Here is a 23,349-nt window from a genome sequence, read left to right on the forward strand (position 1 = left end):
CTGCTAAATGGCCCACTTCATGTGGGCCATTTCGTTATTGGAAACTAGGAATTTGGAAACTAGGTATCCGATTTTCTCGCTTTCTGGTAACTCGCTAACACCTTCAACGGCAGTGCCCACGACAAGTTGAATATAACTCATTGAAAGATGGCTAATTAACACAGTGATAACAATTGGCATTGTGTTTGCTAAACATAAAGGAGGATAAGGTCATGAAGGGAGACACCTCACAGATGATCGCCAAGTTGCATTTATACACATTGCTGAAAATGACGGATAACACAGTGTTAGCTGTGCTTTATGGGATTATCCGTCAAGCATCGAAACAGTCGATTTTGCCACGATTCAACGGTAGTGCTGTTAATGATATTAACTATAAAGCCAACATGGATATCGTCACCGATGCTGATAACGAAATGCAATCAAGCATCATTGATGGCTTACATCGTAACTGGCCTCATATCTCGGTACTTGGCGAAGAACAATCACATCTTATGCAACATGCGGTAATGAGTAATGACAAGCAAGCTTTTTGGGTGCTAGACCCAATTGATGGTACGAGCAATTTCGCTTTTGGAATTCCATATTTTTGCATCTCATTGTCGCTGATCTACCAAGGGGTCGTCAGGCTTGGCTTAGTGTATGACCCTATGCGAGATGAATGCTTCTTTGCTTCCCACGGTGCAGGAGCTTGGTTTAATGGGAACCGGTTACATTCCAGAGAATTGAAAGCCAAAGCAGATCTTAAGCATGCGATGGCGTTGATAGATTTCAAACGGCTTCCAATGGCGCTATCTGCAGGGCTCGCATCAAGGCCGCCTTATCGCTCTCAGCGTAGCTTTGGTGCGAGCGCACTAGACTGGTGCTGGATTGCCGCGAATCGATGCCAGCTCTACTTGCATGGCGATCAAAAGCTGTGGGATTACTCTGCTGGTCAATTGATTCTTCGCGAAGCCGGTGGGATGTCCTGCGCATTTGATGGTAGTTCCGTATTCAACAATAGCTTGCAGTCTAGAACCGTTATCGGCGCATCTCATCCCTTCCTTTTTGAGCAATGGCGCGAATGGTTATCTCCGTATCTACATAGCTTTGATTCGCCAATGAAACGAGGAGATGTACGCCTTATAGATCCTGGCTAATCACCGTCACCAAACTATATCACCTCAATTAAAACATTATTTTAGGCCCATATTTCATCGAATAGGGGCAGGCATCGTCTTGCCTATCATCCGCCCGCTTATTCGCTATTACATAAACATATGCGACAGACGGAAGCAGGACAAAGGAGTAAGCAATGAGCAATAAAGTAGAAGCGATAATAACGCGCTATCAGCGTCGCCGAGAAAGGCTGATTGATATGCTAATAGCCGTTCAAGAGAGTGAAGGTTACATTTCAGATTCGTCAGTGAATGTGCTGGCATCTGGATTGAACCTTTCACCGTTGGATGTGAGGGAAACCTTGTCCTTCTACCATTTCTTGCGTGACACACCATCGGGTAAGCATTCGATCTATCTCGCTGATACCGTGATTGCACGTATGAATGGGTATCAAGATGTGAAAGAGGCGCTGGAAGACGCCGTTGGCTATGCATTTGGAAGTGTGTGTGCTGACGGAGAGATTGGGTTGTTTGATACGCAGTGTATCGGGCTTTCTGACCAAGAGCCTGCCATGTTGGTTGATGGCATTCCATTTACCCGTTTAACACCAGATAAAGTGCGCACTTTACTCGCCGCTTTGAAGGCCGGCGTATCTCCCGCGGCATTGGCTAATCCAAAGGGCTATGCGAACGATACTTTTGATTACATTGAATCGTTAGTGGAATCCAATATACGCCAGCCGGGGCCAATATTTTTTGGCCAGAAGGTAAATATTGAACGTGTAATTAGTGACGCTGTCACTCAATTGCCCGTCGAAGTGATAGATGCAATGAGCACTTCGAGATTACGTGGTCGCGGTGGTGCGGGTTTTTCTGCCGGGCTCAAATGGCGTCTGTGTCATGACGCGCCGGGAGAGACCAAATACGTCATTTGTAATGCTGACGAAGGTGAGCCGGGTACGTTTAAAGATCGCGTTATTCTCACTCATTGCCCAGAGCAGGTTTTCGCAGGCATGGTGATTGCTGGACATGCTATAGGAGCAAAAGAAGGGATAATCTACCTCCGCTACGAATACCGCCATATGGTGCCTTATCTTGAAAAAACCCTGCAGTCTATGAGAGAGGAAAAACTCTTAGGCCGAAGAATTGCTGGCAACGCTAAGTTTGATTTCGACATTCGAATCCAACTTGGAGCAGGGGCATATATTTGCGGTGATGAATCCGCATTGATTGAGTCTTGCGAAGGCAAGCGTGGTACACCGCGTGTGAAACCACCATTCCCTGTTCACAAAGGCTTTATGGGTTGCCCAACAGCCGTCAACAACGTCGAAACACTCGCCAACGTTTCTCGAATTTTCGAAAAAGGCGCGAAGTGGTATGAGTCCATGGGCACAAAGGAATCAGCGGGCACACGATTGATCAGCGTGTCTGGCGATGTCGACAAGCCCGGTGTCTATGAAATTGAGTGGGGAATATCACTGAGTGATGTGCTTGATTTGATTGGCGCGAAAAACCCCAGAGTCGCACAAATCAGCGGACCATCGGGCGAATGTGTATCGGTCGCGAAAGATGGAAATCGTATATTTTCTTACAAAGACCTTTCTTGTAACGGCTCACTGATGGTGTTCAGTTACGAGCGGAACTTACTCGATATCATCCGGCAATTCATGCATTTCTTTGTTGAAGAATCGTGCGGGATCTGTGTGCCGTGCCGAGCGGGTAACGTGGAACTCTACAACAAGATTTCATTGATCATCGAAGGTCGAGCAGTAGAGCAAGATCTGGATGAAATCTTAGCGTGGTCGAAGATTGTTCGTGGCGCCAGTCGCTGTGGCCTCGGGACCACCTCACCCAAACCAATCATTACTTCTCTTCTGGCATTTCCTGAAGAATACAATCAAAGAATCACGACGCAACACGGTCCATTGTTAGCATCATTCGATCTTAATGCCGCGTTGTCTGAGTTCACCGTCGCCACTCAAACCCTCAATAGCACGAACAGTGATCAATCTGCGGAGGTATCGAAATGACTATCACGTTAACGATCGACGGAAAAGAAGTCACGGCTGAAGAGAGTCAATCCTTAATTGATGTCGCGTTAGATAACGGCATTTATATTCCTTCATTGTGTTATGAGCGAGGCAAACCCTGCTTGGGAACTTGTCGTGTTTGTACCTGCAAAGTGAATGGCACTAACGCTGCTTCATGCACGGTGCCAGTGTCCGATGGGATGGTTGTTGAGGTGAACGAACCTGAAACCAAAGACATTCGAAAAGCGCTGGTGGAAATGCTGTTTGTAGAAGGTAAACACAACTGCCCAAGCTGTGAAAAAAGTGGGCGGTGCGATTTACAGGCTGTTGGGTATGAAACAGGCATGATGGTGTCCCGTTTCCCATATCGTTTCCCAGTCACCCAAGCCGATTTTCGTTCCGAAAAAATATGGCTTGAGCGCGATCGCTGCATTTTTTGTCAGCGCTGTGTCGAGTTTGTCAAAGATCGTGAAACCGGACGGAAGATATTCAACATTGATGGGCGAGGAACCAATGCTCGGATCGAAATTGACGTTGCACTTGCGGACAAAATGTCTGACGAGCAAGTCACAGAAGCAATGGAATTGTGCCCTGTGGGTTGCATCTTGAAGAAAGGGGTTGGCTTCGATGCGCCAATAGGTCGACGTAAATTTGAGGTTGAGTCAGTGCGAGAGCGTGCAACAGAGAGGGATGGCAAATGAGCACACAATCAAAAACTAGCTGCGAAACGATATTTTCCCATGAATTGCCATGTACACCTTTGGACCCTGAAACCATTGCGCAGCGCGAAGGGAAAATCAAAGTCGCCATGATTGGTTTATGTGGTTGCTGGGGATGCACCTTGTCATTTCTCGATATGGATAGCCGCATTCTAGGGTTATTGGACAAAGTCACCATTACGAGATCATCAGTCACGGATGTGAAGCGTATTACTGAGCGCTGCACGATCGGCTTTGTGGAAGGAGGTGTCGCAAACGATGAAAACATCGAAACACTTGAGCACTTTCGAGAGAACTGCGACATCTTAATTTCAGTTGGCGCTTGTGCTGTGTGGGGCGGTGTTCCTGCAATGAGGAATCAAGTCTCTCTCACCGAATGCTTAGACGAAGCCTATATATCTTCACCTACACGTGTTGCTGGCTCAGCTGATGTGATTCCACATGTTGATGTACCCAAAATTACGAACAAAGTGTATCCCGCTCATGAAGTCGTAAAGATGGATTATTTCATCCCTGGGTGTCCACCTGATGGGGATGCCATTTTCAAAGTTTTGGATGATTTGGCAAACGGACGAGACGTAGATTTGCCAACTTCCATCAACCGATATGATTGATACGAATAAAGGAGAGACACCATGAGTAAGACACTCGTTATCGATCCGGTCACTCGGATTGAAGGACACGGAAAAGTCACCTTGCAGCTAGACGATAACAACCAAGTTACCGATGCACGCTTACAAGTTATCGAGTTTCGCGGTTTCGAACGTTTTATCCAAGGTCATCCCTATTGGGAAGCACCTATGCTACTGCAACGTATATGTGGCATTTGTTTTGTTAGCCACCATTTGTGTGGCGCAAAAGTGTTGGACGATATGATAGGCGTCGGCCTGAAAGATGGCATTACCATGTTACCAACCCCAGAGAAGGTGCGCCGCCTTGGCCATTATGCTCAGCAGTTGCAATCGCATGTGACTGCGTATTTCTATTTGATTGCGCCAGAAATGGTGTTTGGCATTGAAGCGGCACCAGAAAAAAGGAACATTTTAGGCCTTGCGGAAGCGAACCCTGAACTCGTCAAGCGCGTGATTGAACTGCGGAAATGGGGGCAAGAGCTAATTGTCGCGGTGCTGGGTAAACGAATGCATGGGATCAGCTCGATTCCTGGCGGAGTGAACAACAACCTAAGCATTGAGCAGCGCGATCGGTTTCTTAACGGTGACGACGACCTACTTTCTATTGATCAAGTTATCGACTATGCACAAGATGCCCTGAATCTTTTCTACGAATATCACGAAGAACACCGCGATGAAATTGACAACTTTGGTATCACGAAGTCGCTAGACATGTGCTTGGTTGATGACAATGGCGATGTGGATTACTACCACGGGAAAATGCGCGTCGTTGATGAAAATAAGCAAGTGGTGCTGGAAATCGACTATCACGACTACCTCGATCATTTTGCGGAAGCCACTGAGTCTTGGAGCTACATGAAGTTCCCTTACCTTAAAGCGCTAGGTCGTGAAGCGGGGGCAGTCCGTGTTGGCCCGCTTGCACGCTTAAACGTAACTCGTCGATATAACACGCCAATGGCACAAGAAGCACTTGAACGTTTCCACGATTACACCAATGGCAAATCAAACAACATGACCCTGCACACCAACTGGGCAAGGGCCATTGAAATTCTACACTCTGCCGAACTGATCAAAGATTTGCTCAATGACCCTGACTTGCAGGGTGAAAGCCTGACGATCACGCCCGAGAAAGGTGCATGGACCGGAGAAGGTGTGGGTGTGGTTGAGGCGCCAAGGGGAACGTTACTTCATCATTATCGTGCTGATGAAGCAGGAAACATGACCTTTGCAAACCTTGTTGTCTCAACGACCCAAAACAACACTGCGATTAACCGAACGGTTAAGGCGGTTGCTGAGGAATGGATCTCAGGCAATACGGAAATCACAGAAGGCATGATGAATGCGTTGGAAGTAGGCATTCGTGCGTATGACCCTTGCTTAAGTTGTGCCACTCATGCCATGGGAGAAATGCCACTTCACATCACATTGCTTGACGCAGAGGGAAGGCTACTCGATGAAAAATATCGATAACACACTCCAACTCAGAGACTTTGACCTGATCTACGGCATTGGTAATGTCGGACGCCAAGATGATGGGCTAGGTTGGGCGTTTATCGATGCGTTGGAGGAGATGCCAAGTGTCACTGCTACCTTAGTACGCAACTATCAACTCTTCTTCGAAGATGTGGATCTAATCCGTCGTCATCAGCGTGTTCTGTTTGTTGACGCCACCAAAAAGGCTGAAACCCAACAATTTTCGATGGAAAGAGTCTCGCCAAAATTTGATGACAGTTTCACGTCACATGCGATCTCCGTGCAAACGATAGTCGCAATGTGCCACAAATGTTATGAGGCCTTCCCAGATGTATGGCTGCTAACCGTGAAAGGTGAGGCTTGGGAACTGTCTTTAGGTTTGACGCCATCCGCAAGTTCAAACCTAGAGCACACCCTTACTTCTGTGGTCACCGAGGGGGTGAAAGAAATACCCTCAAAGCAGCAATTAGAGCCGGTTTCTCATGTACTACGGAGTGCCGAGAGACCCGTATTAACAAGGACTCAATATGAATAAACCCAATGTAGAAAATGTAGCGCGTTTGATTTTGGAAGCACCAATTGGGAAATATATTGGTGAATCTGGTGCAGGTGTATTGGCGCAACAAGCAGTACGAGAAATGACGTTAGAAGATGGTCAGTTTCTCTACCATGCTGGTGATGTTGCCAACAGTTTTTACATCGTGACGTCTGGTCGCTTAGCTTGCTGCCGTGAAATCAAAAACAGTGGAAAGATAAACCTTATTCATACCCTTCATCATGGAGATTTGATTGGAGAATTGAGCTTTATTGATGGTGAGCCGAGAACGATTTCGGTTCAAGCGCTCGGAACGGCTTCGGTCTTATGCTTTGATCGCGAAAATATCGACCCATTAGTTACCACGCACCCAGAGCTGGTGTTTGATTTCATGCGGGCGGTGGTTAAGCGCGTTCATCACACGGTGACAGCGATTGGTCAGCAACAGGCAGAGTTAGCGGAATACATTGCCACGGGAGGTAAAGGAAGGTTTTGATTAGGTAGTAACGAGAAGGTAAGGCCCACTAACTTTAACCTTTATTGTTATACGAGACCCCACGATGCATTTTCTGTGGGGTCTTTTTTATTCGAGTGCTCGTTGTCATCCCTTTGTGAGTACTTGGCAATGGTGCTTATTGGTCATTGTGCGTCTAGGTATGCAAATCTAGGTATGAAAACGCTTCGCGAAGAACACCTCTCGGTAACAACGATCTGGGCATGTTTTTCACATCACTCACTGAAAAACATAACTGGAAGTTTTGTTTCCACTTTTACGGATTCTCGGAAAGTAACCTTGCAAATAGTGAGGCCACTGTTAACACTTTGTATTGGGTCGTTTCTACCTTGTTAACCTGTGTGGCTTTGAATTTCAAGGGCGCAAGCCGTTTTACCGATGATGAGAAGAGGTTGGCACACTCCCTGCAATAGTGCTTGTGATAAATGAGGGATCGCAACATGCATGAACTGTCCATCTGCGAAAGCATAGTGCAAACGCTAGAAAAACAAGCCGAAACGCATGAGTTCTCGCGTGTATCTGTTCTTCGCTTGGAGATTGGTCAGTTTGCTGGTGTTGAAGTCGAATCGCTACGTTTTTGTTTTCCTGTTGTTGCGGAAGGTACCTTGGCACAGGACGCAGCGCTTGAGATTACCCATATTCCCGCCGTCGCGTGGTGTGATGATTGTAAATGGTCTGTTTCACTCAAAGAACGCTATTCATCATGCCCTGATTGCGGCGGAAAAGCGCTGACATTGTCGTCAGGAGAAGAAATGCGTATTGCTAATGTGGAGGTTGACTAATGTGTACGGTCTGCGGTTGTAGCGAAAGTAACAATATGCATCATGAACACGAACACCATGTTCAAGACACTCATGATCATGAGCACCATAGTCATCACTACCATCATCATTACGGAAAAGGGCCAGCGGGCGCTCATGCCCCCGGACTTAGTCAATCACGCATGGTCAGCATAGAACAAAATATTCTTGCTCAGAATGATCACTATGCTGCGAAAAACCGCGCGCGTTTTGAGAGTGATGGCCAACTGGTGCTGAACTTGGTTTCTAGCCCTGGCTCTGGAAAAACCTCGTTGTTGGTGAACACATTGAATCAACTAAAAGAGTCAGTGCCGGTGGCTGTCATTGAAGGCGACCAACAAACCACTAACGACGCAGAACGTATTCGTGCCACTGGCGTGTCTGCCATACAAGTGAATACAGGAAAAGGGTGCCACCTTGACGCTCACATGGTCGGTCACGCGTTGGATGAGCTTGAATTACAGAAGCAGTCTCTATTGTTTATCGAAAACGTTGGAAACCTAGTATGTCCAGCGGCGTTTGATTTGGGAGAATATTGCAAGGTAGCGATTTTGTCGGTTACTGAAGGTGAAGACAAACCTTTGAAGTATCCAGATATGTTCGCTGCCGCTGACTTAGTGATCTTAAACAAAATCGACTTACTACCTTATGTCTCCTTTGATGTGTCTTTGTGTCGTCAACACATAGAGAGCGTAAATCCCCAAGCCAGCATTATCGAACTTTCAGCTACAAACAATCAGGGCATGCAAGATTGGTTGAACTGGTTAATTGAAAAGCACAACGTAGTGTTACAACGTCACTCAGGTCAATCGACTCAGTCAATTGATGAGTACGACGCGGGATCTGATCGTGTCTGAACATAGCAATACTGCTAATCCGGTTCGGTTACCCATTGTGCTGTTAGTGGATGATGAACCCATGTCGTTGCAAGTGTTACGACGGACTTTGGATGAAGAGTTCACCGTATTGACCGCAGATAATGTGGCCGATGCAGAGAAAGTCTTGTCGGAGATCCCTGTACAGGTTGTGGTGTCAGATCAACGAATGCCTGATATGAGTGGAACCGATTTTCTCACGCATGTAAGAACACAATGGCCTGACGTTATTCGTATTATTATTTCTGCTTATACCGATCCCGTTGATTTGATCAAAGGCATTAATGAAGCTGGCATTTATAGCTTTGTGCCCAAACCGTGGCAGCCAGAGCATCTTATTCTGACGCTGAAAAATGCAACGCGCCTATTTGCACTTCAAAAAGAAAACGAGCTACTCAATTTAGAACTGAAAGTGACTGCACCACAACTAGATAGTCAGCTTCAGCATAAACGTAGGGTACTTAAAGAGCGTCACCACTTTGACAACATAGCCTGTGCGCCAGATAGCCCAATGAAGGGGATATGCGCGCAAGTTGCCCGCGTCGCACCTTACGACATTTCCGTGCTCGTTACGGGCGAGTCTGGTACAGGGAAAGAGCTCATCACTCGAGCGCTTCATTACACCAGTCATCGCGCTGATAAACCCTTTGTGAAAGAAAATTGCGGCGCGATGCCTGTGCAGTTGTTGGAAAGTGAACTGTTTGGTCATACTCGCGGCGCGTTTACTGGCGCAAATACAGACAGGGTCGGGATTCTCGAAAAAGCGGATGGCGGTACGGTATTTCTCGATGAAATTGGCGATACCTCCCTAGAGTTTCAGGTGAAATTACTGCGCTTTCTGCAAGAAGGCGAGTTACGACCGCTTGGCAGTAATCGCAGAAGAAAGGTCAATGTTCGTGTGATATCAGCGACAAACCGGAATTTGGAAACGGAAGTCAGAGCAGGACGTTTTCGTGAAGATCTCTACTATCGCCTTGCTACCGTGCCTATTCATCTTCCTCCGCTAAGAGAGCGAGAGATGGATATCCCCGTCATCGCTAACCGTATTTTGCAAAGCATCATGATCTCCTATGGCAAACCCGTTGAAGGGTTCACTGACGAGGCGATGGAGTGTATTTCCGCCTACCGCTGGCCTGGCAACGTGCGAGAACTTGAGAATGAAGTGAGAAGAATGCTGGTAATGGCTGACGATCCAGTATTAGGCGCTGATTTGCTCTCTCCGAAAGTGCTCAAAAACGTGAATAGCGATGAAGACGAAGATATGCCGGTTTCACTTGAAATTGGTAGCCTAAAAGATCGCGTTGAAGTGCTAGAGGCTCGAATTTTAAAAGAAACATTGATTCGAAATAAATGGAACAAAAGCAAAGCCGCTTTAGAGCTCGGGCTATCACGTGTTGGTTTGAGGGCCAAACTTGAACGCTACGGTCTTGAGCAGCACAAACTGGGAAATGAATAACCTCGTTTATCCAAATGGAATAGGAGAAAGCCAATGTGCTTGGGTATTCCCGGACAAATTACAGAAATTAAAGACAATGCTAACTGCATTGCTCTAGTGAACATTTCAGGTGTACATCGACCCGTCAATATTGCCTGCGTGCTTGAAGGACAAAAGCCTGAAGCATGTATTGGTGAGTGGGTGTTGGTTCATGTTGGGTTTGCAATGAGCAGAATAGATGCCGATGAAGCGACTAAAACTCTAGCACTATTGGCCGAAATCGGTGAGCTGCAAGAAGAACTGGATGCCATGGAGGCTTCTTCAGCCAGTCAAGAGGGAGAAAGACCGAATGAAATACGTTGATGAGTTTCGTGACCCGAGTGTCGTTGAAGGAATTTGTGATGCGATCAATCGTCAACTCGATCGCATTGAAAAAGCGCGAGCCAAAAATAACGATTCCCCGATGCGACCGCTTCAATTGATGGAGTTTTGTGGCGGACATACACACACCTTATTTAAATACGGCATTGAATCACTGCTTTCGGAACGCATAGAAATGGTTCATGGTCCGGGCTGTCCCGTGTGTGTGTTGCCATCAGGGCGAGTGGATGACTGCATTGAAATTGCGGCTAACCCTAACGTCATTCTTACCACCTTCGGTGATGCCATGCGTGTGCCGGGCGTGAATGGGAATTTACTTGATGCAAAGGCACGAGGCAGCGATATTCGCATGGTCTACTCGCCACTTGATGCCTTAGCGCTGGCACGCCAACACCCAGAACGTGAAGTGGTTTTCTTTGCACTCGGTTTTGAAACCACCATGCCGAGTACCGCTCTGACGGTTTTGCAGGCAGCAAAAGAAGGGATCAGTAATTTCTCTATATTTTGCAATCACATCACGACCGCTCCGACGATAGATGCCATTCTCAACGAGCCAGATTTGGACCTTGATGGATTTCTAGCGCCAGGACACGTCAGCATGGTGATCGGTACGGATCCGTTTCAATTTATTGCCCAAGACTATGCCAAGCCAATTGTGATCACGGGTTTTGAACCACTCGATATTTTGCAATCTATCTTGATGCTCGTGACACAAATTGCCGAGAGTCGTTGCGACGTTGAAAACCAATATCGTCGTGTGGTTGAAGCGGGAGGAAACTCATCAGGTTTATTTGCCATGCAGGAAGTGTACGACGTATATCCTGTGACTGAGTTACGTGGTTTTGGCGAAATTGGTAATGCCGGTGTTTGTGTTCGTGATGAATACGCTGCGTGGAATGCCGAATGCAAATTTGACGTTCAGCGAAAACAAACGAAAGACCCTCATCAATGCCAATGTGGGGAGGTACTCAAAGGCCTTATTCGACCTTGGCAATGTGGCATGTACGGAAAGCAATGTTCGCCTGAAACCCCACTTGGCGCCTTGATGGTCTCATCTGAAGGGGCATGTGCCGCTTATTACAATCACGGTTTCCGAGTGCCGGATAAAGGCAAGGGTCGCATCGCCATTGTCGATACAACTCACAATAACCACGCCGTATGAGTGACTAAAAGGATGTCTGTCTATGATGCCCAATAAGCAGGAAAACGAGAGTAATGATGCTCAATCAAACGATGTTGCATGTATTACCTTAGCGCATGGCAGTGGAGGGAAAGCCATGCGAGATCTTGTAGAGAACGAGATCGTTTCCGCATTTGCTAACGAATACCTCACGCCACTTGAAGATCAAGCGCGCCTACCACTTAGTGCAATGAATTCGCTCGGTGATCGCTTAGCCATGACAACAGATTCATTTGTCGTGGACCCGTTAGAATTTCCTGGTGGAGATATTGGCACCTTAGCGGTTAATGGCACGGTTAATGATTTAGCGATGAGTGGCGCAACACCCTTGTACCTAACTTGTGGCTTAATTTTGGAAGAAGGGTTACCGCTCGACACACTACGTCGAATTCTATCCAGCATGAAAAGGGCGGCTGACTTAGCTGGCGTGACCATAGTGTCCGGCGACACAAAAGTGGTTCATCGAGGGGCTGCCGATAAAATTTTCATCAATACGTCCGGGATCGGCGTTATTCCAAAGCACCTTGAAATCAATGCCAATGCTGCACAAGACGGTGACGTTGTCATCGTGAATGGATGGGTTGGCGATCATGGAGCCACGATCATGGCAGAGCGGGGAGAACTGCAGTTAGATGCCGATCTTTATTCCGATTGTCGTCCTTTGCACCGTGAAGTGAACGCCTTGTTGGCGCATTGTCCTGATGTTCATTGTCTGCGTGATGCCACTCGTGGTGGGCTCGCCACTGTTCTTACTGAATTTGCAGAAAGTAGCAACGTGAAAATCGTGCTCGATCAGGCGGCTATTCCGGTGAGAGACGAGGTCCGCGGCGTGTGTGAGCTTCTCGGTTTAGATCCTCTTTATCTAGCGAACGAGGGCAAATTTGTTGCGATCGTTCCTGCTAAACATGCTCAGGCTGCGGTCAATGCACTAAGAAAACTCCCTGGCGCAGAACAAGCCTCTGTTATTGGACATGTTGAAAGCACCGAAACGTTAGGTACTTATGTAGGTGTCTCCTTGAAAACGACGTTTGGTAGTGAGCGAATGATCGACATGCTTATCGGCGCGCAACTTCCCCGTATTTGTTAACGCTTTACCGCGATATGCGATGTATTGTCACGATTAGCAGCCGTCAGGCTGAATGGAGAAATAGGAAGGATGAATATGAAACGTAATGGAATCCGAGCGGCAACGATATTAACGTCAGCTGTACCGTTTGCAGCGTCAGCGCATACAGGGCACGACACATACGGTTTTTTTGTTGGCTTTAGCCACCCGCTAACGGGTGCCGACCATATGATGGCGATGCTTGCGATAGGTATGTGGGCCATGTCACTCAATGCTTGTGGAAGCAAAAATGCAACGCGTGCCATTCCTACGATGTTTTTAGTGGCAATGGCAAGCGGTGCTTTGGCCGCAATGTCTGGGCTGGTGGTGCCGTTTGTCGAAGTGGTTTCGTTTATTGAAACAGGTATCGCGGTATCAGTCTTACTTTTGGGTATGCTGCTGGTGGGAGGAACTCGCTTGCCACTATCAGTGACACTTCCTGCAACGGCTTGTTTTGCAGTATTTCATGGCATGGCACATGGCGCCGAATTGCCACTTTCAGCCCATGCTGTTGGTTACACACTCGGTTTTCTTTTCGCCACCACATTATTGATAGCCGCAGGGGGGGCGTTAAACGCATATGCTCGTCGTCACAGCAATGCGCGCATCGCGTTGCCCGTGTCCGGCGGAGTGTTCGCCCTTGCAGGCCTTTATCAGTTAATGGGTTAACCCGTTGATGCAAGGCTATCGAGTTCGGATCCGCGGTGTTGTTCAAGGCGTAGGGTTTAGACCTATGATTTGGCACGTCGCGAATTCGTTAGCCTTGAATGGTTCAGTGCTTAATGATGGTGAAGGTGTAGTGGTTGAACTTTGGTGTTCACCTGACAATGTCGCCACTTTTCTAGAGCAAATTCAATTAAACTGCCCAGCTCTTGCCGCAATAAATTCCATAGAAACAACACCTTTCGCTGATTTTGATACATTAGGCCAAGACATAGGGTTCCATATCGTTGCGAGTGATGAAACTTCAACGCTTAATGCGGGAATACCGGTGGATGCTGCCGTGTGTCGCGACTGTATAGATGAGACCTTTGACCCCAAAAGCCGCCGTTATCGTTATCCCTTTACCAATTGCACTCACTGCGGCCCTCGGCTTTCCATCATTAAATCGTTACCTTACGATCGTCCAAAAACCAGCATGGCAAATTTCCCCCTGTGCGCGGAATGTGAGCAAGAGTATCTCAACCCTGCAGACCGTCGCTTTCATGCACAACCTGTTGCTTGCCCAGCTTGTGGGCCAAAGGTGTGGTTGTGCGATAAGCATGGAGAGCCAATAAATGCCGACAATGAAGGGGGCAGCGATGCCATTCAACTCGCGGCTTCCTTATTGAAACAAGGCAAAATTCTCGCGGTGAAAGGCATTGGAGGGTTTCACCTTGTCTGCGACGCAACCAATGAAGAGACGGTGAAAAAGCTTCGACAGCGTAAATTCCGCCCCGCCAAACCTTTTGCTGTGATGATGCAAGACTGTGATCATGTTAACCGGTATTGCGATGTGACCCCTGAATCTATTAAGGCATTGCAAAGTCATGCAGCACCCATCGTCATTCTTCCGATACGTGCTGTGACAACGTCACTAATCGATATCGCAACATCGGTCATGCCAGACCTCAATGAAATCGGGGTTATGCTGCCAGCGACACCACTTCATGTTTTGTTGATGACAGATGTCGGCGTACCGCTGGTGATGACTTCTGCAAATCTGAGTGGCAATCCACAATGTATAGACAATGATGAAGCTCTGGCAGACTTGCAGCATATTGCCGATGTGTGGTTGATGCACGACCGCGAAATTGTAAGCCGTACCGACGATTCTGTTTTACGGCAAACCTCGTTAGGCACGCAATTGCTGCGTCGTTCAAGAGGTTATGCCCCCAGTCCGATTTCTCTGCCCGTGGGCTTTGAAGAAACAGAGAACATAATGGGTCTGGGTGGTGAAGTGAAAAACGCCTTTTGTTTGTTGTCACGCCATGGCGCGATTCTCAGTCAGTACATTGGTGATCTTGAAAGTGTGCGCATTTGGCAGGACTTTCGGTCTACGCTGGGGCATTTTCAAACCTTGTACCGCTTCGAGCCCTACAGGGTTGCAGTGGACAAGCACCCTGAATATCTTTCGACAAAATACGGAAACGCAAATTACTCAAAAGACAGAGTGTTCGAAGTACAGCATCATCATGCGCATATCACCGCATGCATGGGCGATAACCATTTGCCGCGAAACAGTAAACCGGTTTTAGGCGTGGTGTTTGACGGACTAGGGTTAGGTGATGATGGCGGTCTGTGGGGCGGTGAGTTTCTACTTGCCGACTATACGAGCTTCCAGCGCTTGGCGCATCTATCACAGGTTGCACTACCCGGTGGCATGGTTGCGATTAAACAACCTTGGCGAAATTTGTTGGCGTGGCGACACAAACTCAATTTAACTGAAGATGTCTGGCAGCAACTCATCGCTAAGCATGACATCGCCTCAAAAACGTTCGCTATTGATCAAATGATAGAGAAAGCGATCAATACACCTATCACGACATCGGCTGGGCGATTATTTGATGCCGTGGCTGCGTCACTCTCCATTTGCTTTCAAAGCCAAAGTTACGAAGGCCAAGCCGCTATTGAGCTAGAATCTCTTGCTCACTCCAGCAACGAAGATAGCGGTTACACATTCGATATTATCGCCGGAGAACCTGCACACCTTGATCCATCACCAATGTGGATTGAACTCGGAAAAGATTTGGCATCAGGAACTGCGCCAAACGACATCGCGAGAAGATTCCACCTTGGGTTGGCGTTGGGAATCGCTGACATGGTCGATCACCTCTCGAAACAAATGACGAATGTGCCAGATATCGTCCTGACAGGGGGCGTATTTCAAAATCGCTTATTACTTGAATACGCCCATTCATATCTCACTAAACGTGGTTTCAGTGTGTTGCTGCATCAACAAGTGCCCGCTAATGATGGCGGCTTGGCATTCGGACAAGCCTTAGTGGTTTCCGCGCAGTCTTTAGCAAGAAACATCCAAACCTGAGCGCTTGAACCATAATTAATCATGCAGTTAAGCAGGAGTTCGTCATGGTGAAAGGCAAAATGACATTGCTATGGTTTCAAACAGGGAGTTGTGGCGGAGACACAATGGCACTTCTCAGTGCAGATAGACCGTCATTCTCTGACCTGCTGACCGAATATTCTATCGAACTTTTATGGCAGCCTTCGCTATCTATTCAAAATGTCCACAGTCTCAACGATCTTATTGAAGACATTATTAACGGCACGCAGCGGTTAGACATTCTTTGCATCGAAGGCAGTATAATTACCGCGCCTAATGGCACGGGAATGTTTGATACATTTCAGCGAAAAGCCAAGAAAGAGTGGGTCAGCTTGTTAGCTGACAAGGCGCGCTATGTGGTCGCCATGGGCACTTGCGCAGCTTTTGGTGGTGTTCATGCTGCGCCACCAAACCCATCTGACTGCATGGGGTTGCAAATGGACAAGGAATCCCCCGGAGGTTTGCTCCCTCCGGAATGGCGAAGTGGAGCGGGGTTTCCTGTGATTAATGTGGCGGGATGCCCTGTGCATCCCAACACCATGACAAAAACCTTGGCAATGATTGCCAGCGGCATGATTTTACAACTCGATGAACTCAATCGCCCAAAAGAGTTTTTCAGTACTTTGGTCCATCAAGGTTGCACCCGCAATGAATACCACGAGTATGACGTCGAAGAATCGGAATTTGGCACAAACGGGTGCATGTTCTTCAATCTTGGTTGTAAAGGACCTTATACCCAAGCGACTTGCAATACTGATTTATGGAACGGCCGAAGCAGCAAAACGCGAGCAGGGGTGCCTTGTTTTGGCTGTACCTCACCTGCGTTTCCAGAAGATGAAGGGCTGTTTCAAACCGAAAAGTTAGGGCCTATCCCCTCCAAATTGCCTGTAGGCGTGGAACGTGCGAACTATATTGCCTACAAAAACCTCGCCAAAGCCGCAGCGCCCGAGCGCGTGAAAAAGCGAAAAATGGAGCCTTAATGGTTAAGAAAACCCTGAACATAGACCTTAACCGTGTTGAAGGCGATCTTGAGTTTGAGCTAGACGTTGAGCATGGAAAAGTGGTCGATGCTCGCTGTATTGGTGTGATGTATCGAGGGTTTGAGCAGATCATGATTGGTCGAACGCCACGTGATGCCGCCGTTATTACGCCGCGGGTTTGTGGTATTTGTGGCACAGCGCACCTCTATGCTGCAACGTTGGCCTTGGAGCAAATATGGGGAATTCATGTTCCACCCAACGCCACGTTGATTCGAAACCTTTGCTTGCTGACAGAGAGTATTCAAAACGATATTCGCCAGTCGTTTTTAATGTTTCTTGTCGATTTCTGCCATGAAGATTATCGCCATCATCCTTTATACCAAGATATATTGGCGGCGTTTGAACCTTTCAAAGGACGCCATCACCTTGGCGCATTAGAACAATCTCGTGATGCCGTAGGCATTATTGCATTGTTCGGCGGTCAATGGCCTCACTCGTCTTACATGCTACCTGGTGGTGTGGTGGGTAAACCCAGCCAACGTAAGATCATAGAGACTAAGGATGTGATAGCCAAACTGATACGCTGGTATGAACTAGCAGTGATCGGCGACACGCTGGAAAATTGGATGTCAGTCAGCTCTAAACGGCAGTTCTTTGATGGGTTAGATGATAACGCTCACCAAGCCAATAGTGCGCTCGGATTGTTTACGCGATTTTCGCGCTCAATTGATCTACACAAGATCGGGTTTGGTAGTCGGCATATGTTGAGTTTTGGCGCTGTCATCGACCCAGTGAAACCTGACCACCACGCGCTACGTTCCGGCGTCTATGAAGCAGATACTGGCACCATCCAACCCCTTGACCAGTCATTGATCTCTGAGCATGTTCGCTACTCATGGTTTAGGCAATATCAAGGCGGACGCCACCCACACAAAGGGGAAACGATTCCCGATTATCAAACACAATCTGACCGTTATACTTGGGCAAAAGCGCCGCGATATGATGGCAAGGTAATGCAAACTGGGCCTTTAGCAGAATTGTTGATTGGTGAGGATTCGCTCATTCAATCATTACACCAAGAAGAAGGACCATCAACTTGGCTACGACAGTTTGCTCGCTTGCGCCGCATTGGGTTCAGTTTGATGCAGATGAAAAAATGCGTTCAGGACTTATCAGAAGACATCAGTGGTGACTTCTTCCTGCCACCCAAACCACAAGATGAAATTGATGGTAAAGGGTTTGGCATGATCCAAGCTGCGCGAGGAGGGTTGGGGCACTGGATTAGTATCAAAAATGGCGTTATCGACAATTACCAAATCATCACTCCGACAGCATGGAATGCATCACCAAGGGATTCCGATGGTCAACATGGGCACTGGGAGCAAAGTGTGATTGGCTTGCAGGTTGATGATGCGGACAATCCATTACAGCTCAGCCATGTGATCCGATCACATGATCCGTGTTTAGTATGCACGGTACATATGCTTCCGACCGGGAAAAAGCTGCGCTTTGGAGTATGAGGTCATGAAGGCGCTGAATGTACTCTGTTTTGGCAACGCATTACATGGTGATGATGGACTAGGGGCCGCCGTAGCAGCGAGACTTAAGGACGTGTCACTGCCAGCAAACGTCAACGTATATAATGCAGGCACCTTGGGCCTAAATGCATTGCCATTGTTCGAGCATTGTTCGCATGTGTTAATCGTGGATGTGGCCGAACTTGGCCTATCGATTGGTGACTCTCGTTTCATCTTGCCCGATACGCTAGATAACAGCAGTTCTGCCGATCATATGGGAGGCGTCAGCTTTCTACTCCAAGCTGTTAGTGCCATTGTTAAACCAACACCAATCATTAATATTCTGGCCGTTCAGCCTTCAAAAACGTCCACGTTCTCCCCATCGCTTTCTGTCGAAATGACTCTGTCGTTGGAACGTTTAGTGAACCAAGTTAGCGAGTTCACTGTTGAGTGGGACGTCAATAATATTGAGCTAAAAGGGTGTTCAACATGACGCCGCCTAAAGTCATGAATAGCACACAGCAATTGGCATCAGAAAACGAACAATTGCGACAAGAAATTGATGCCTTGTATGCCGCAGCTGAAGCCAGAGAGCAACAATTGCTTGCTGCGACACATGCTATGGATGAGATCTTGTTGGAGATGGAAACGCAGCGAAATGCGCTTAAGCGTAAAAACAAACAACTGCTTGAACTCAATGCTTATATTCGCAGTATTAACGACGCCATGAATAGCATGCTTGTTGTTGTCGGTGTTGACGGGCTAGTCACGCAAACCAACCGCGTGTTTACTGAAGACCTTGGCTGGACAGATGAAGAGCTACCTGATATTCACATTGATTCGTTGTTTCCTCATTCAATGCTGACCAATTTGAGCAACACTACAGCGGATACGCAGGAATCGAAAGTTGTCTCGACTATCACTCAAAGTGGTCACTTGGAATTGGAAATGCCTTTGATACGCTGTAACGGTGAATTGACTCATGCTGTTTACCTCGTTAAAGGCGAGCAGTTTTATAGCCATCAGGGTAAGTTGCAGGGGATTTTGCTGACAGCGACGGACATTTCTGAGTTAAGACAGCGAGAAGTCGCCCTGAAGCAAAGTGAAATAGCGTTGCAAAAAGCCAAAGCGGAAGCGGATGCAGCGAATCAGGCAAAAGGGGATTTTCTGGCTAACATGAGCCATGAAATACGAACACCACTGAATGCAATAATCGGTTTCACCAAGCTCTGCTTGCACTCTAATTTATCAACAAAACAGCGTGGCTATCTCAACACGGTAGACGTGGCTTCCCACTCCTTGTCTCATTTGATTAATGATGTTCTCGATCTTTCCAAGATAGAAGCAGGAAAGCTCACAATGGAAAACGTGCCTTTCAACCTTCACCAAGTGTTGAGCAATGTTCGGCACGTCATGTGGTTCGACGTATCAAAAAGAGGGCTAACATTCGACCTGCTGGTTGACGATGATGTTAATCCATTACTCAAAGGTGACCCGCTACGTTTGCAGCAGGTGTTGGTTAACGTGGTAGGGAATGCGATTAAATTTACCGACCACGGCAGCGTATCGGTGACGGTCAAAAACAAAGATACAAATAATATAGATAAAGAGTCAGACAACCCCACACGACCACAGTCACTGCAGTTTCAAATTAACGATACAGGAATAGGGATGACAGCACCTCAGCTTGACAGACTATTCAACAAATACCATCAGGCAGATCCTTCAACGACTCGACGATTTGGAGGGACGGGATTGGGGCTAAGTATCAGCGAGAAACTGGTGAATTTGATGAATGGAGATATTCAGATTCAAAGTATTTATGGTGAGGGCACACAAGTGACATTTTATGCTTGTTTTGAATCTGTGAGTGATTCAGGCCAAACCGATGTGCCTTTACCCCAGCCAAGTGATTACACCGAATTACCGAATGTCAACGAGCTAAGCGGTGCGCGTGTACTGGTTGTGGATGACAACGCCATCAATCGTGAAATGATCAAAGAGCTATTATCATCCCTCGGTATGTGGGTAGAGCAGGCGAGTTCTGGTCAACAAGCATTGGAGGCCATTGAATCTCATCTGTATTCGGTTATCTTGATGGACTTGAGCATGACCAACATGGACGGCATTGAAACCACGCAAGCGCTACGAAAACTGGATTTGGGTAAAAAAGTGCCAGTCATTGCATTATCAGCCAACACTTCTGAAAACATCCTTGAAACCTGCCTAAACGCAGGAATGAATGATTACTTGCCAAAACCTATTGATTTTCAGAGGCTAATTCAGGTTATTGCTAATCATATGACAAATCAACAAGAAATAGGCGACCAAGTATTCCAGCCGGAACATGCGCTGCAACGTTTAGGGTTTAATTATACGGTCTACAATAAGATGCTTAAGCGCTTTGTCGACCAAACTGATCAGCGACTACAAACGTTACAAGAAGCGCATGATTCGCGCGATCTCGCTGTGCAAAAGCATATATTCCATGAGCTGAAAGGTATTACTGCTACGCTTGGCGCCGACAAATTAAGCATGCTTTGTGGATCACTTGAAGCAAAGTGCCAGTCTGTTTCCGTTGACGAGGAAACGCTCTTCGAGGTGGTTTCGGCGTATCTTGATCTTACTAATGAGCTGACTGAATACTTGAAAACGCATTCATAGCGCATTAAAAACACGCGATATTAGATGTTGATGCTCCACGCTATTACACTGAAATAATGCGCAATACCAAGGACGTTTAATGACTGAGCCAAAATCTAAGGCCGCCACCATTGCCATTGTTGACGACTCCGCCCCCTTGTGTGAAATGCTTTGCGACTTACTCGCCGATGAAGGGTATGACACCCAAGCGTATACTTCGGGGGCAGACGCATTAGTAGGAATAGCCGAAAGCCTGCCCGATCTGGTGTTATTGGACATAGATATGCCCAACATGGACGGCTTTGAAGTGTGCGAAAAGCTCAAAGCTTCGCCGGCCTCACAAGCTATTCCCGTGCTTTTTATCAGCAGTTACAGTGAACTTGATGAGAAACTCAAAGCCTTTAGTTGCGGAGCGATGGATTACGTCACTAAACCGATTCACCTTGCTGAAGTCACTGCCAGAATAAAAACACACCTATCACTGCGCTATTATCAACAGGAGTTACAAGCCCAAAACGACATACTCGCATCAACGTTAAAGCAATTAAAAGATGCCCAGAAGCAGCTCGTTCAATCTGAAAAACTCGCCTCACTAGGGAAAATTGTCGCGGGCGTGGCGCATGAAATTAATAACCCGATTAGTTTTATTGTTGGTAATGGACATGTGCTGCAACGAAACTTTGACCGCATCAATCAATATCTGGACTGTGTTCATGAACAACCGCTCAATGAAGAAATAATTGAACAACGTCAATCTCTTAAGGTCGATACGGCGAGCAGTGACCTTAAACCCGCAATAAACGACATCCTTGAAGCAGCGGGTCGAGTGAGTGCAATTGTCGAAGATTTGAGTTTGTTTTCCGCGCAACAACAAACAGAAACCACTCTGGTTAACCTCAGCAGCGTGGTGTCATTGGCCGTTAAATGGGTGAGTGCCAGCCGTCAGTGCATGAACATCATTACGCTTGAAATAGATGAAAATGCGACTGCATTGGGCCATAAAGGGCAACTAGTACAAGTGATTGTTAATGTGCTAAACAATGCGCTTGATGCGTCTAAATGCCGGACAAAACCAAAAGTGATGATTCAATGCGGAGCTAACGACAATACTGGATGGATTTCTGTCACCGACAATGGCACTGGCATTGATGAAGGCCATCTCAACCAAATTTTTGATCCTTTCTTTACGACCAAAAAAGTGGGTGAGGGCAGCGGTCTAGGTTTGGCTATCTCATATCGATTAATCGCGGAACAACACGGAACGCTCACCGCCTTCAATCATCCTGATGGTGGTGCGAGCTTTTGCGTATCACTTCCTTTATCTCACTAACTTCTATGTACCACTAGTCTCCTATACATCACTAACCCAAGAATCTTGTTAACTATGTATAGCCTCTCGAATATTGGCTTCATCGAGTAAGAAGTCACAAAACGCATGGGCAATTGGCGTGAGCTTTTTTCCTTTTCGATGAACCAAGTACCAGTGGCGTATGATGGGCATGTCAGCAACATCCAATTCAATTAACCTTCCTGTCTCTAGTTCTTGCTCAATAGAATGCCGAGAAACGATACCAAGGTATAAGCCTGCAGAAACCGCCTGCTTGATGGCTTCAGTTGCACTCATTTCGGCTCCCACGTTTAAGGTGAGATCTTTGCTTCGAAAAAAACGCTCAATCGCAAATCGTGTGCCTGAGCCTAACTCTCTAACAACCATGGATTCACTCGCTATACGCTGAACGGAGATACACGCTTCCTTCCCAAGTGGATGATTTGGTGGCGCAATTACCACCAAGGGGTTTTCAATGAACGGCGTCGCGTTGACTTCAATGTCGGCAGGAGGCTTACCCATGATAAGAAGATCACAGTCGTTATTTTTGAGTTCATTGATCAAAAACTCTCTATTTGTGACATTCAGTGATACTTGAATATCCGGATGGATATGTAGAAAGGATGCCAACAAGCGGGCAGAGAAGTAGTTTGCGGTGCTGGCAACAGTAATTTTCAACTTGCCACTTTTAAAAGATTTTAAGCTTTCAATGGCTCGTTTCGCGTCCGAAAAATCTTGCATAATGCGATTACAATGAAGCATAAACTCTTCGCCAGCACTGGTTAAATATAGAGATTTTCCCATGACCTCGAACAATGCTAAGCCAACATTTTCTTCCAATTGGCGAATTTGCATTGAGACAGCAGGTTGAGTCAGAAACATCACTTCAGCGGCTTTGGTATAGCTAAGATGACTCGCGACCGATTGGAAAATATGGATCTGACGAAAAGTGATGTGCATATTTAAGCCTCACGAACTTCAAACGTAAATAGTTAAAGCACAATGCTTGCCAGTCTTATTAAAATATTGATTATACAAACTAAATTGACAAATCCAGATGATC

At 46.9% G+C, this 23,349-nt stretch carries 22 protein-coding genes; 20 read left to right on the forward strand and 2 right to left on the reverse strand.

Going from position 1 to position 23,349, the window contains the following annotated elements:
• Nucleotides 1-3: 3 nt before the first annotated feature.
• Nucleotides 4-180: a hypothetical protein gene (locus L4D06_RS08490; protein WP_429738810.1), complete on the reverse strand. Its 177-nt coding sequence runs from the start codon at nt 178-180 to the stop codon at nt 4-6.
• Between the two features lie 32 nt (nt 181-212).
• Here L4D06_RS08490 and L4D06_RS08495 point away from each other — a divergent pair, with 32 nt between their 5' ends.
• The 20 genes from L4D06_RS08495 to L4D06_RS08590 all read left to right on the forward strand — a co-directional run bounded on the left by L4D06_RS08495 (nt 213) and on the right by L4D06_RS08590 (nt 22,289).
• Nucleotides 213-1,139: an inositol monophosphatase family protein gene (locus L4D06_RS08495; protein WP_429738812.1), complete on the forward strand. Its 927-nt coding sequence runs from the start codon at nt 213-215 to the stop codon at nt 1,137-1,139.
• Between the two features lie 155 nt (nt 1,140-1,294).
• Nucleotides 1,295-3,127 carry an NAD(P)H-dependent oxidoreductase subunit E gene (locus L4D06_RS08500; protein ID WP_429738814.1) on the forward strand — a complete coding sequence of 611 codons (1,833 nt, stop codon included), beginning with the start codon at nt 1,295-1,297 and terminating at the stop codon, nt 3,125-3,127.
• Nucleotides 3,124-3,828, forward strand: coding sequence for a 2Fe-2S iron-sulfur cluster-binding protein (locus tag L4D06_RS08505; RefSeq protein WP_274162574.1), 705 nt, complete (start codon nt 3,124-3,126; stop codon nt 3,826-3,828). The genes L4D06_RS08500 and L4D06_RS08505 overlap by 4 nt, the downstream gene beginning before the upstream one ends.
• Complete coding sequence (locus L4D06_RS08510) at nt 3,825-4,460, forward strand: NADH-quinone oxidoreductase subunit B family protein (protein ID WP_429738816.1); 636 nt, start codon at nt 3,825-3,827, stop codon at nt 4,458-4,460. Before L4D06_RS08505 ends, L4D06_RS08510 begins: the two co-directional genes overlap by 4 nt.
• A 21-nt stretch (nt 4,461-4,481) precedes the next feature.
• A complete protein-coding gene (locus tag L4D06_RS08515) occupies nt 4,482-5,948 on the forward strand; it encodes a Ni/Fe hydrogenase subunit alpha (RefSeq protein WP_429738818.1) in 1,467 nt (488 codons plus the stop codon).
• A complete protein-coding gene (locus tag L4D06_RS08520; RefSeq protein ID WP_274162577.1) occupies nt 5,932-6,486 on the forward strand; it encodes a hydrogenase maturation protease in 555 nt (184 codons plus the stop codon). The genes L4D06_RS08515 and L4D06_RS08520 overlap by 17 nt, the downstream gene beginning before the upstream one ends.
• Nucleotides 6,479-6,982: a Crp/Fnr family transcriptional regulator gene (locus tag L4D06_RS08525; RefSeq protein ID WP_274162578.1), complete on the forward strand. Its 504-nt coding sequence runs from the start codon at nt 6,479-6,481 to the stop codon at nt 6,980-6,982. Before L4D06_RS08520 ends, L4D06_RS08525 begins: the two co-directional genes overlap by 8 nt.
• Nucleotides 6,983-7,440: 458 nt before the next feature.
• Nucleotides 7,441-7,782: a hydrogenase maturation nickel metallochaperone HypA gene (hypA, locus tag L4D06_RS08530; protein WP_274162579.1), complete on the forward strand. Its 342-nt coding sequence runs from the start codon at nt 7,441-7,443 to the stop codon at nt 7,780-7,782.
• 35 nt (nt 7,783-7,817) lie between these two features.
• On the forward strand, nt 7,818-8,657 hold the full coding sequence (gene hypB, locus L4D06_RS08535) for a hydrogenase nickel incorporation protein HypB (RefSeq protein ID WP_429738821.1): 840 nt from the start codon (nt 7,818-7,820) through the stop codon (nt 8,655-8,657).
• Nucleotides 8,650-10,131, forward strand: coding sequence for a sigma-54-dependent transcriptional regulator (locus tag L4D06_RS08540; RefSeq protein ID WP_429738823.1), 1,482 nt, complete (start codon nt 8,650-8,652; stop codon nt 10,129-10,131). The genes hypB and L4D06_RS08540 overlap by 8 nt, the downstream gene beginning before the upstream one ends.
• A gap of 33 nt (nt 10,132-10,164) precedes the next feature.
• Entirely contained in the window at nt 10,165-10,473 is a 309-nt protein-coding gene (locus L4D06_RS08545; RefSeq protein WP_429738825.1) for a HypC/HybG/HupF family hydrogenase formation chaperone, read from the forward strand.
• Nucleotides 10,460-11,653: a hydrogenase formation protein HypD gene (hypD, locus tag L4D06_RS08550; RefSeq protein ID WP_429738826.1), complete on the forward strand. Its 1,194-nt coding sequence runs from the start codon at nt 10,460-10,462 to the stop codon at nt 11,651-11,653. Before L4D06_RS08545 ends, hypD begins: the two co-directional genes overlap by 14 nt.
• A gap of 22 nt (nt 11,654-11,675) precedes the next feature.
• A complete protein-coding gene (gene hypE / locus L4D06_RS08555) occupies nt 11,676-12,758 on the forward strand; it encodes a hydrogenase expression/formation protein HypE (protein WP_429738828.1) in 1,083 nt (360 codons plus the stop codon).
• 75 nt (nt 12,759-12,833) lie between these two features.
• Nucleotides 12,834-13,445 carry a HupE/UreJ family protein gene (locus L4D06_RS08560; RefSeq protein ID WP_429738830.1) on the forward strand — a complete coding sequence of 204 codons (612 nt, stop codon included), beginning with the start codon at nt 12,834-12,836 and terminating at the stop codon, nt 13,443-13,445.
• A 7-nt stretch (nt 13,446-13,452) separates the two neighbouring features.
• Nucleotides 13,453-15,801: a carbamoyltransferase HypF gene (hypF, locus tag L4D06_RS08565; protein ID WP_429738832.1), complete on the forward strand. Its 2,349-nt coding sequence runs from the start codon at nt 13,453-13,455 to the stop codon at nt 15,799-15,801.
• Between the two features lie 44 nt (nt 15,802-15,845).
• The gene (locus tag L4D06_RS08570) at nt 15,846-16,799 is read left to right on the forward strand and encodes an NADH-quinone oxidoreductase subunit B family protein (RefSeq protein WP_429738834.1); all 954 of its coding nucleotides are present in this window, start codon (nt 15,846-15,848) and stop codon (nt 16,797-16,799) included.
• Nucleotides 16,799-18,319, forward strand: coding sequence for a nickel-dependent hydrogenase large subunit (locus L4D06_RS08575; protein ID WP_429738836.1), 1,521 nt, complete (start codon nt 16,799-16,801; stop codon nt 18,317-18,319). Before L4D06_RS08570 ends, L4D06_RS08575 begins: the two co-directional genes overlap by 1 nt.
• 4 nt (nt 18,320-18,323) lie before the next feature.
• Nucleotides 18,324-18,809, forward strand: a complete 486-nt coding sequence (locus tag L4D06_RS08580) for a hydrogenase maturation protease (protein ID WP_429738838.1) — start codon at nt 18,324-18,326, stop codon at nt 18,807-18,809.
• The gene (locus tag L4D06_RS08585; protein WP_429738839.1) at nt 18,806-20,980 is read left to right on the forward strand and encodes a response regulator; all 2,175 of its coding nucleotides are present in this window, start codon (nt 18,806-18,808) and stop codon (nt 20,978-20,980) included. The genes L4D06_RS08580 and L4D06_RS08585 overlap by 4 nt, the downstream gene beginning before the upstream one ends.
• 79 nt (nt 20,981-21,059) lie before the next feature.
• The gene (locus tag L4D06_RS08590) at nt 21,060-22,289 is read left to right on the forward strand and encodes a response regulator (RefSeq protein WP_429738841.1); all 1,230 of its coding nucleotides are present in this window, start codon (nt 21,060-21,062) and stop codon (nt 22,287-22,289) included.
• A 48-nt stretch (nt 22,290-22,337) separates the two neighbouring features.
• Here the strand turns inward: L4D06_RS08590 and L4D06_RS08595 are convergent, their stop codons facing one another.
• On the reverse strand, nt 22,338-23,246 hold the full coding sequence (locus tag L4D06_RS08595) for a LysR family transcriptional regulator (protein WP_274162592.1): 909 nt from the start codon (nt 23,244-23,246) through the stop codon (nt 22,338-22,340).
• Nucleotides 23,247-23,349 lie beyond the last annotated feature (103 nt).

Origin of the sequence: Enterovibrio makurazakiensis (assembly GCF_050336585.1) — a bacterium.
Taxonomy (GTDB): domain Bacteria; phylum Pseudomonadota; class Gammaproteobacteria; order Enterobacterales; family Vibrionaceae; genus Enterovibrio; species Enterovibrio gelatinilyticus.

What these genes read in the sequence shown, in the direction of transcription:
- L4D06_RS08490 (WP_429738810.1), bottom strand. Translation starts at nt 180, where the DNA reads ATGCCAATTGTTATCACTGTGTTAATTAGCCATCTTTCAATGAGTTAT.
- L4D06_RS08495 (WP_429738812.1), top strand. Translation starts at nt 213, where the DNA reads ATGAAGGGAGACACCTCACAGATGATCGCCAAGTTGCATTTATACACA.
- L4D06_RS08500 (WP_429738814.1), top strand. Translation starts at nt 1,295, where the DNA reads ATGAGCAATAAAGTAGAAGCGATAATAACGCGCTATCAGCGTCGCCGA.
- L4D06_RS08505 (WP_274162574.1), top strand. Translation starts at nt 3,124, where the DNA reads ATGACTATCACGTTAACGATCGACGGAAAAGAAGTCACGGCTGAAGAG.
- L4D06_RS08510 (WP_429738816.1), top strand. Translation starts at nt 3,825, where the DNA reads ATGAGCACACAATCAAAAACTAGCTGCGAAACGATATTTTCCCATGAA.
- L4D06_RS08515 (WP_429738818.1), top strand. Translation starts at nt 4,482, where the DNA reads ATGAGTAAGACACTCGTTATCGATCCGGTCACTCGGATTGAAGGACAC.
- L4D06_RS08520 (WP_274162577.1), top strand. Translation starts at nt 5,932, where the DNA reads ATGAAAAATATCGATAACACACTCCAACTCAGAGACTTTGACCTGATC.
- L4D06_RS08525 (WP_274162578.1), top strand. Translation starts at nt 6,479, where the DNA reads ATGAATAAACCCAATGTAGAAAATGTAGCGCGTTTGATTTTGGAAGCA.
- hypA (WP_274162579.1), top strand. Translation starts at nt 7,441, where the DNA reads ATGCATGAACTGTCCATCTGCGAAAGCATAGTGCAAACGCTAGAAAAA.
- hypB (WP_429738821.1), top strand. Translation starts at nt 7,818, where the DNA reads ATGCATCATGAACACGAACACCATGTTCAAGACACTCATGATCATGAG.
- L4D06_RS08545 (WP_429738825.1), top strand. Translation starts at nt 10,165, where the DNA reads ATGTGCTTGGGTATTCCCGGACAAATTACAGAAATTAAAGACAATGCT.
- hypD (WP_429738826.1), top strand. Translation starts at nt 10,460, where the DNA reads ATGAAATACGTTGATGAGTTTCGTGACCCGAGTGTCGTTGAAGGAATT.
- hypE (WP_429738828.1), top strand. Translation starts at nt 11,676, where the DNA reads ATGATGCCCAATAAGCAGGAAAACGAGAGTAATGATGCTCAATCAAAC.
- L4D06_RS08560 (WP_429738830.1), top strand. Translation starts at nt 12,834, where the DNA reads ATGAAACGTAATGGAATCCGAGCGGCAACGATATTAACGTCAGCTGTA.
- hypF (WP_429738832.1), top strand. Translation starts at nt 13,453, where the DNA reads ATGCAAGGCTATCGAGTTCGGATCCGCGGTGTTGTTCAAGGCGTAGGG.
- L4D06_RS08570 (WP_429738834.1), top strand. Translation starts at nt 15,846, where the DNA reads ATGGTGAAAGGCAAAATGACATTGCTATGGTTTCAAACAGGGAGTTGT.
- L4D06_RS08575 (WP_429738836.1), top strand. Translation starts at nt 16,799, where the DNA reads ATGGTTAAGAAAACCCTGAACATAGACCTTAACCGTGTTGAAGGCGAT.
- L4D06_RS08580 (WP_429738838.1), top strand. Translation starts at nt 18,324, where the DNA reads ATGAAGGCGCTGAATGTACTCTGTTTTGGCAACGCATTACATGGTGAT.
- L4D06_RS08585 (WP_429738839.1), top strand. Translation starts at nt 18,806, where the DNA reads ATGACGCCGCCTAAAGTCATGAATAGCACACAGCAATTGGCATCAGAA.
- L4D06_RS08590 (WP_429738841.1), top strand. Translation starts at nt 21,060, where the DNA reads ATGACTGAGCCAAAATCTAAGGCCGCCACCATTGCCATTGTTGACGAC.
- L4D06_RS08595 (WP_274162592.1), bottom strand. Translation starts at nt 23,246, where the DNA reads ATGCACATCACTTTTCGTCAGATCCATATTTTCCAATCGGTCGCGAGT.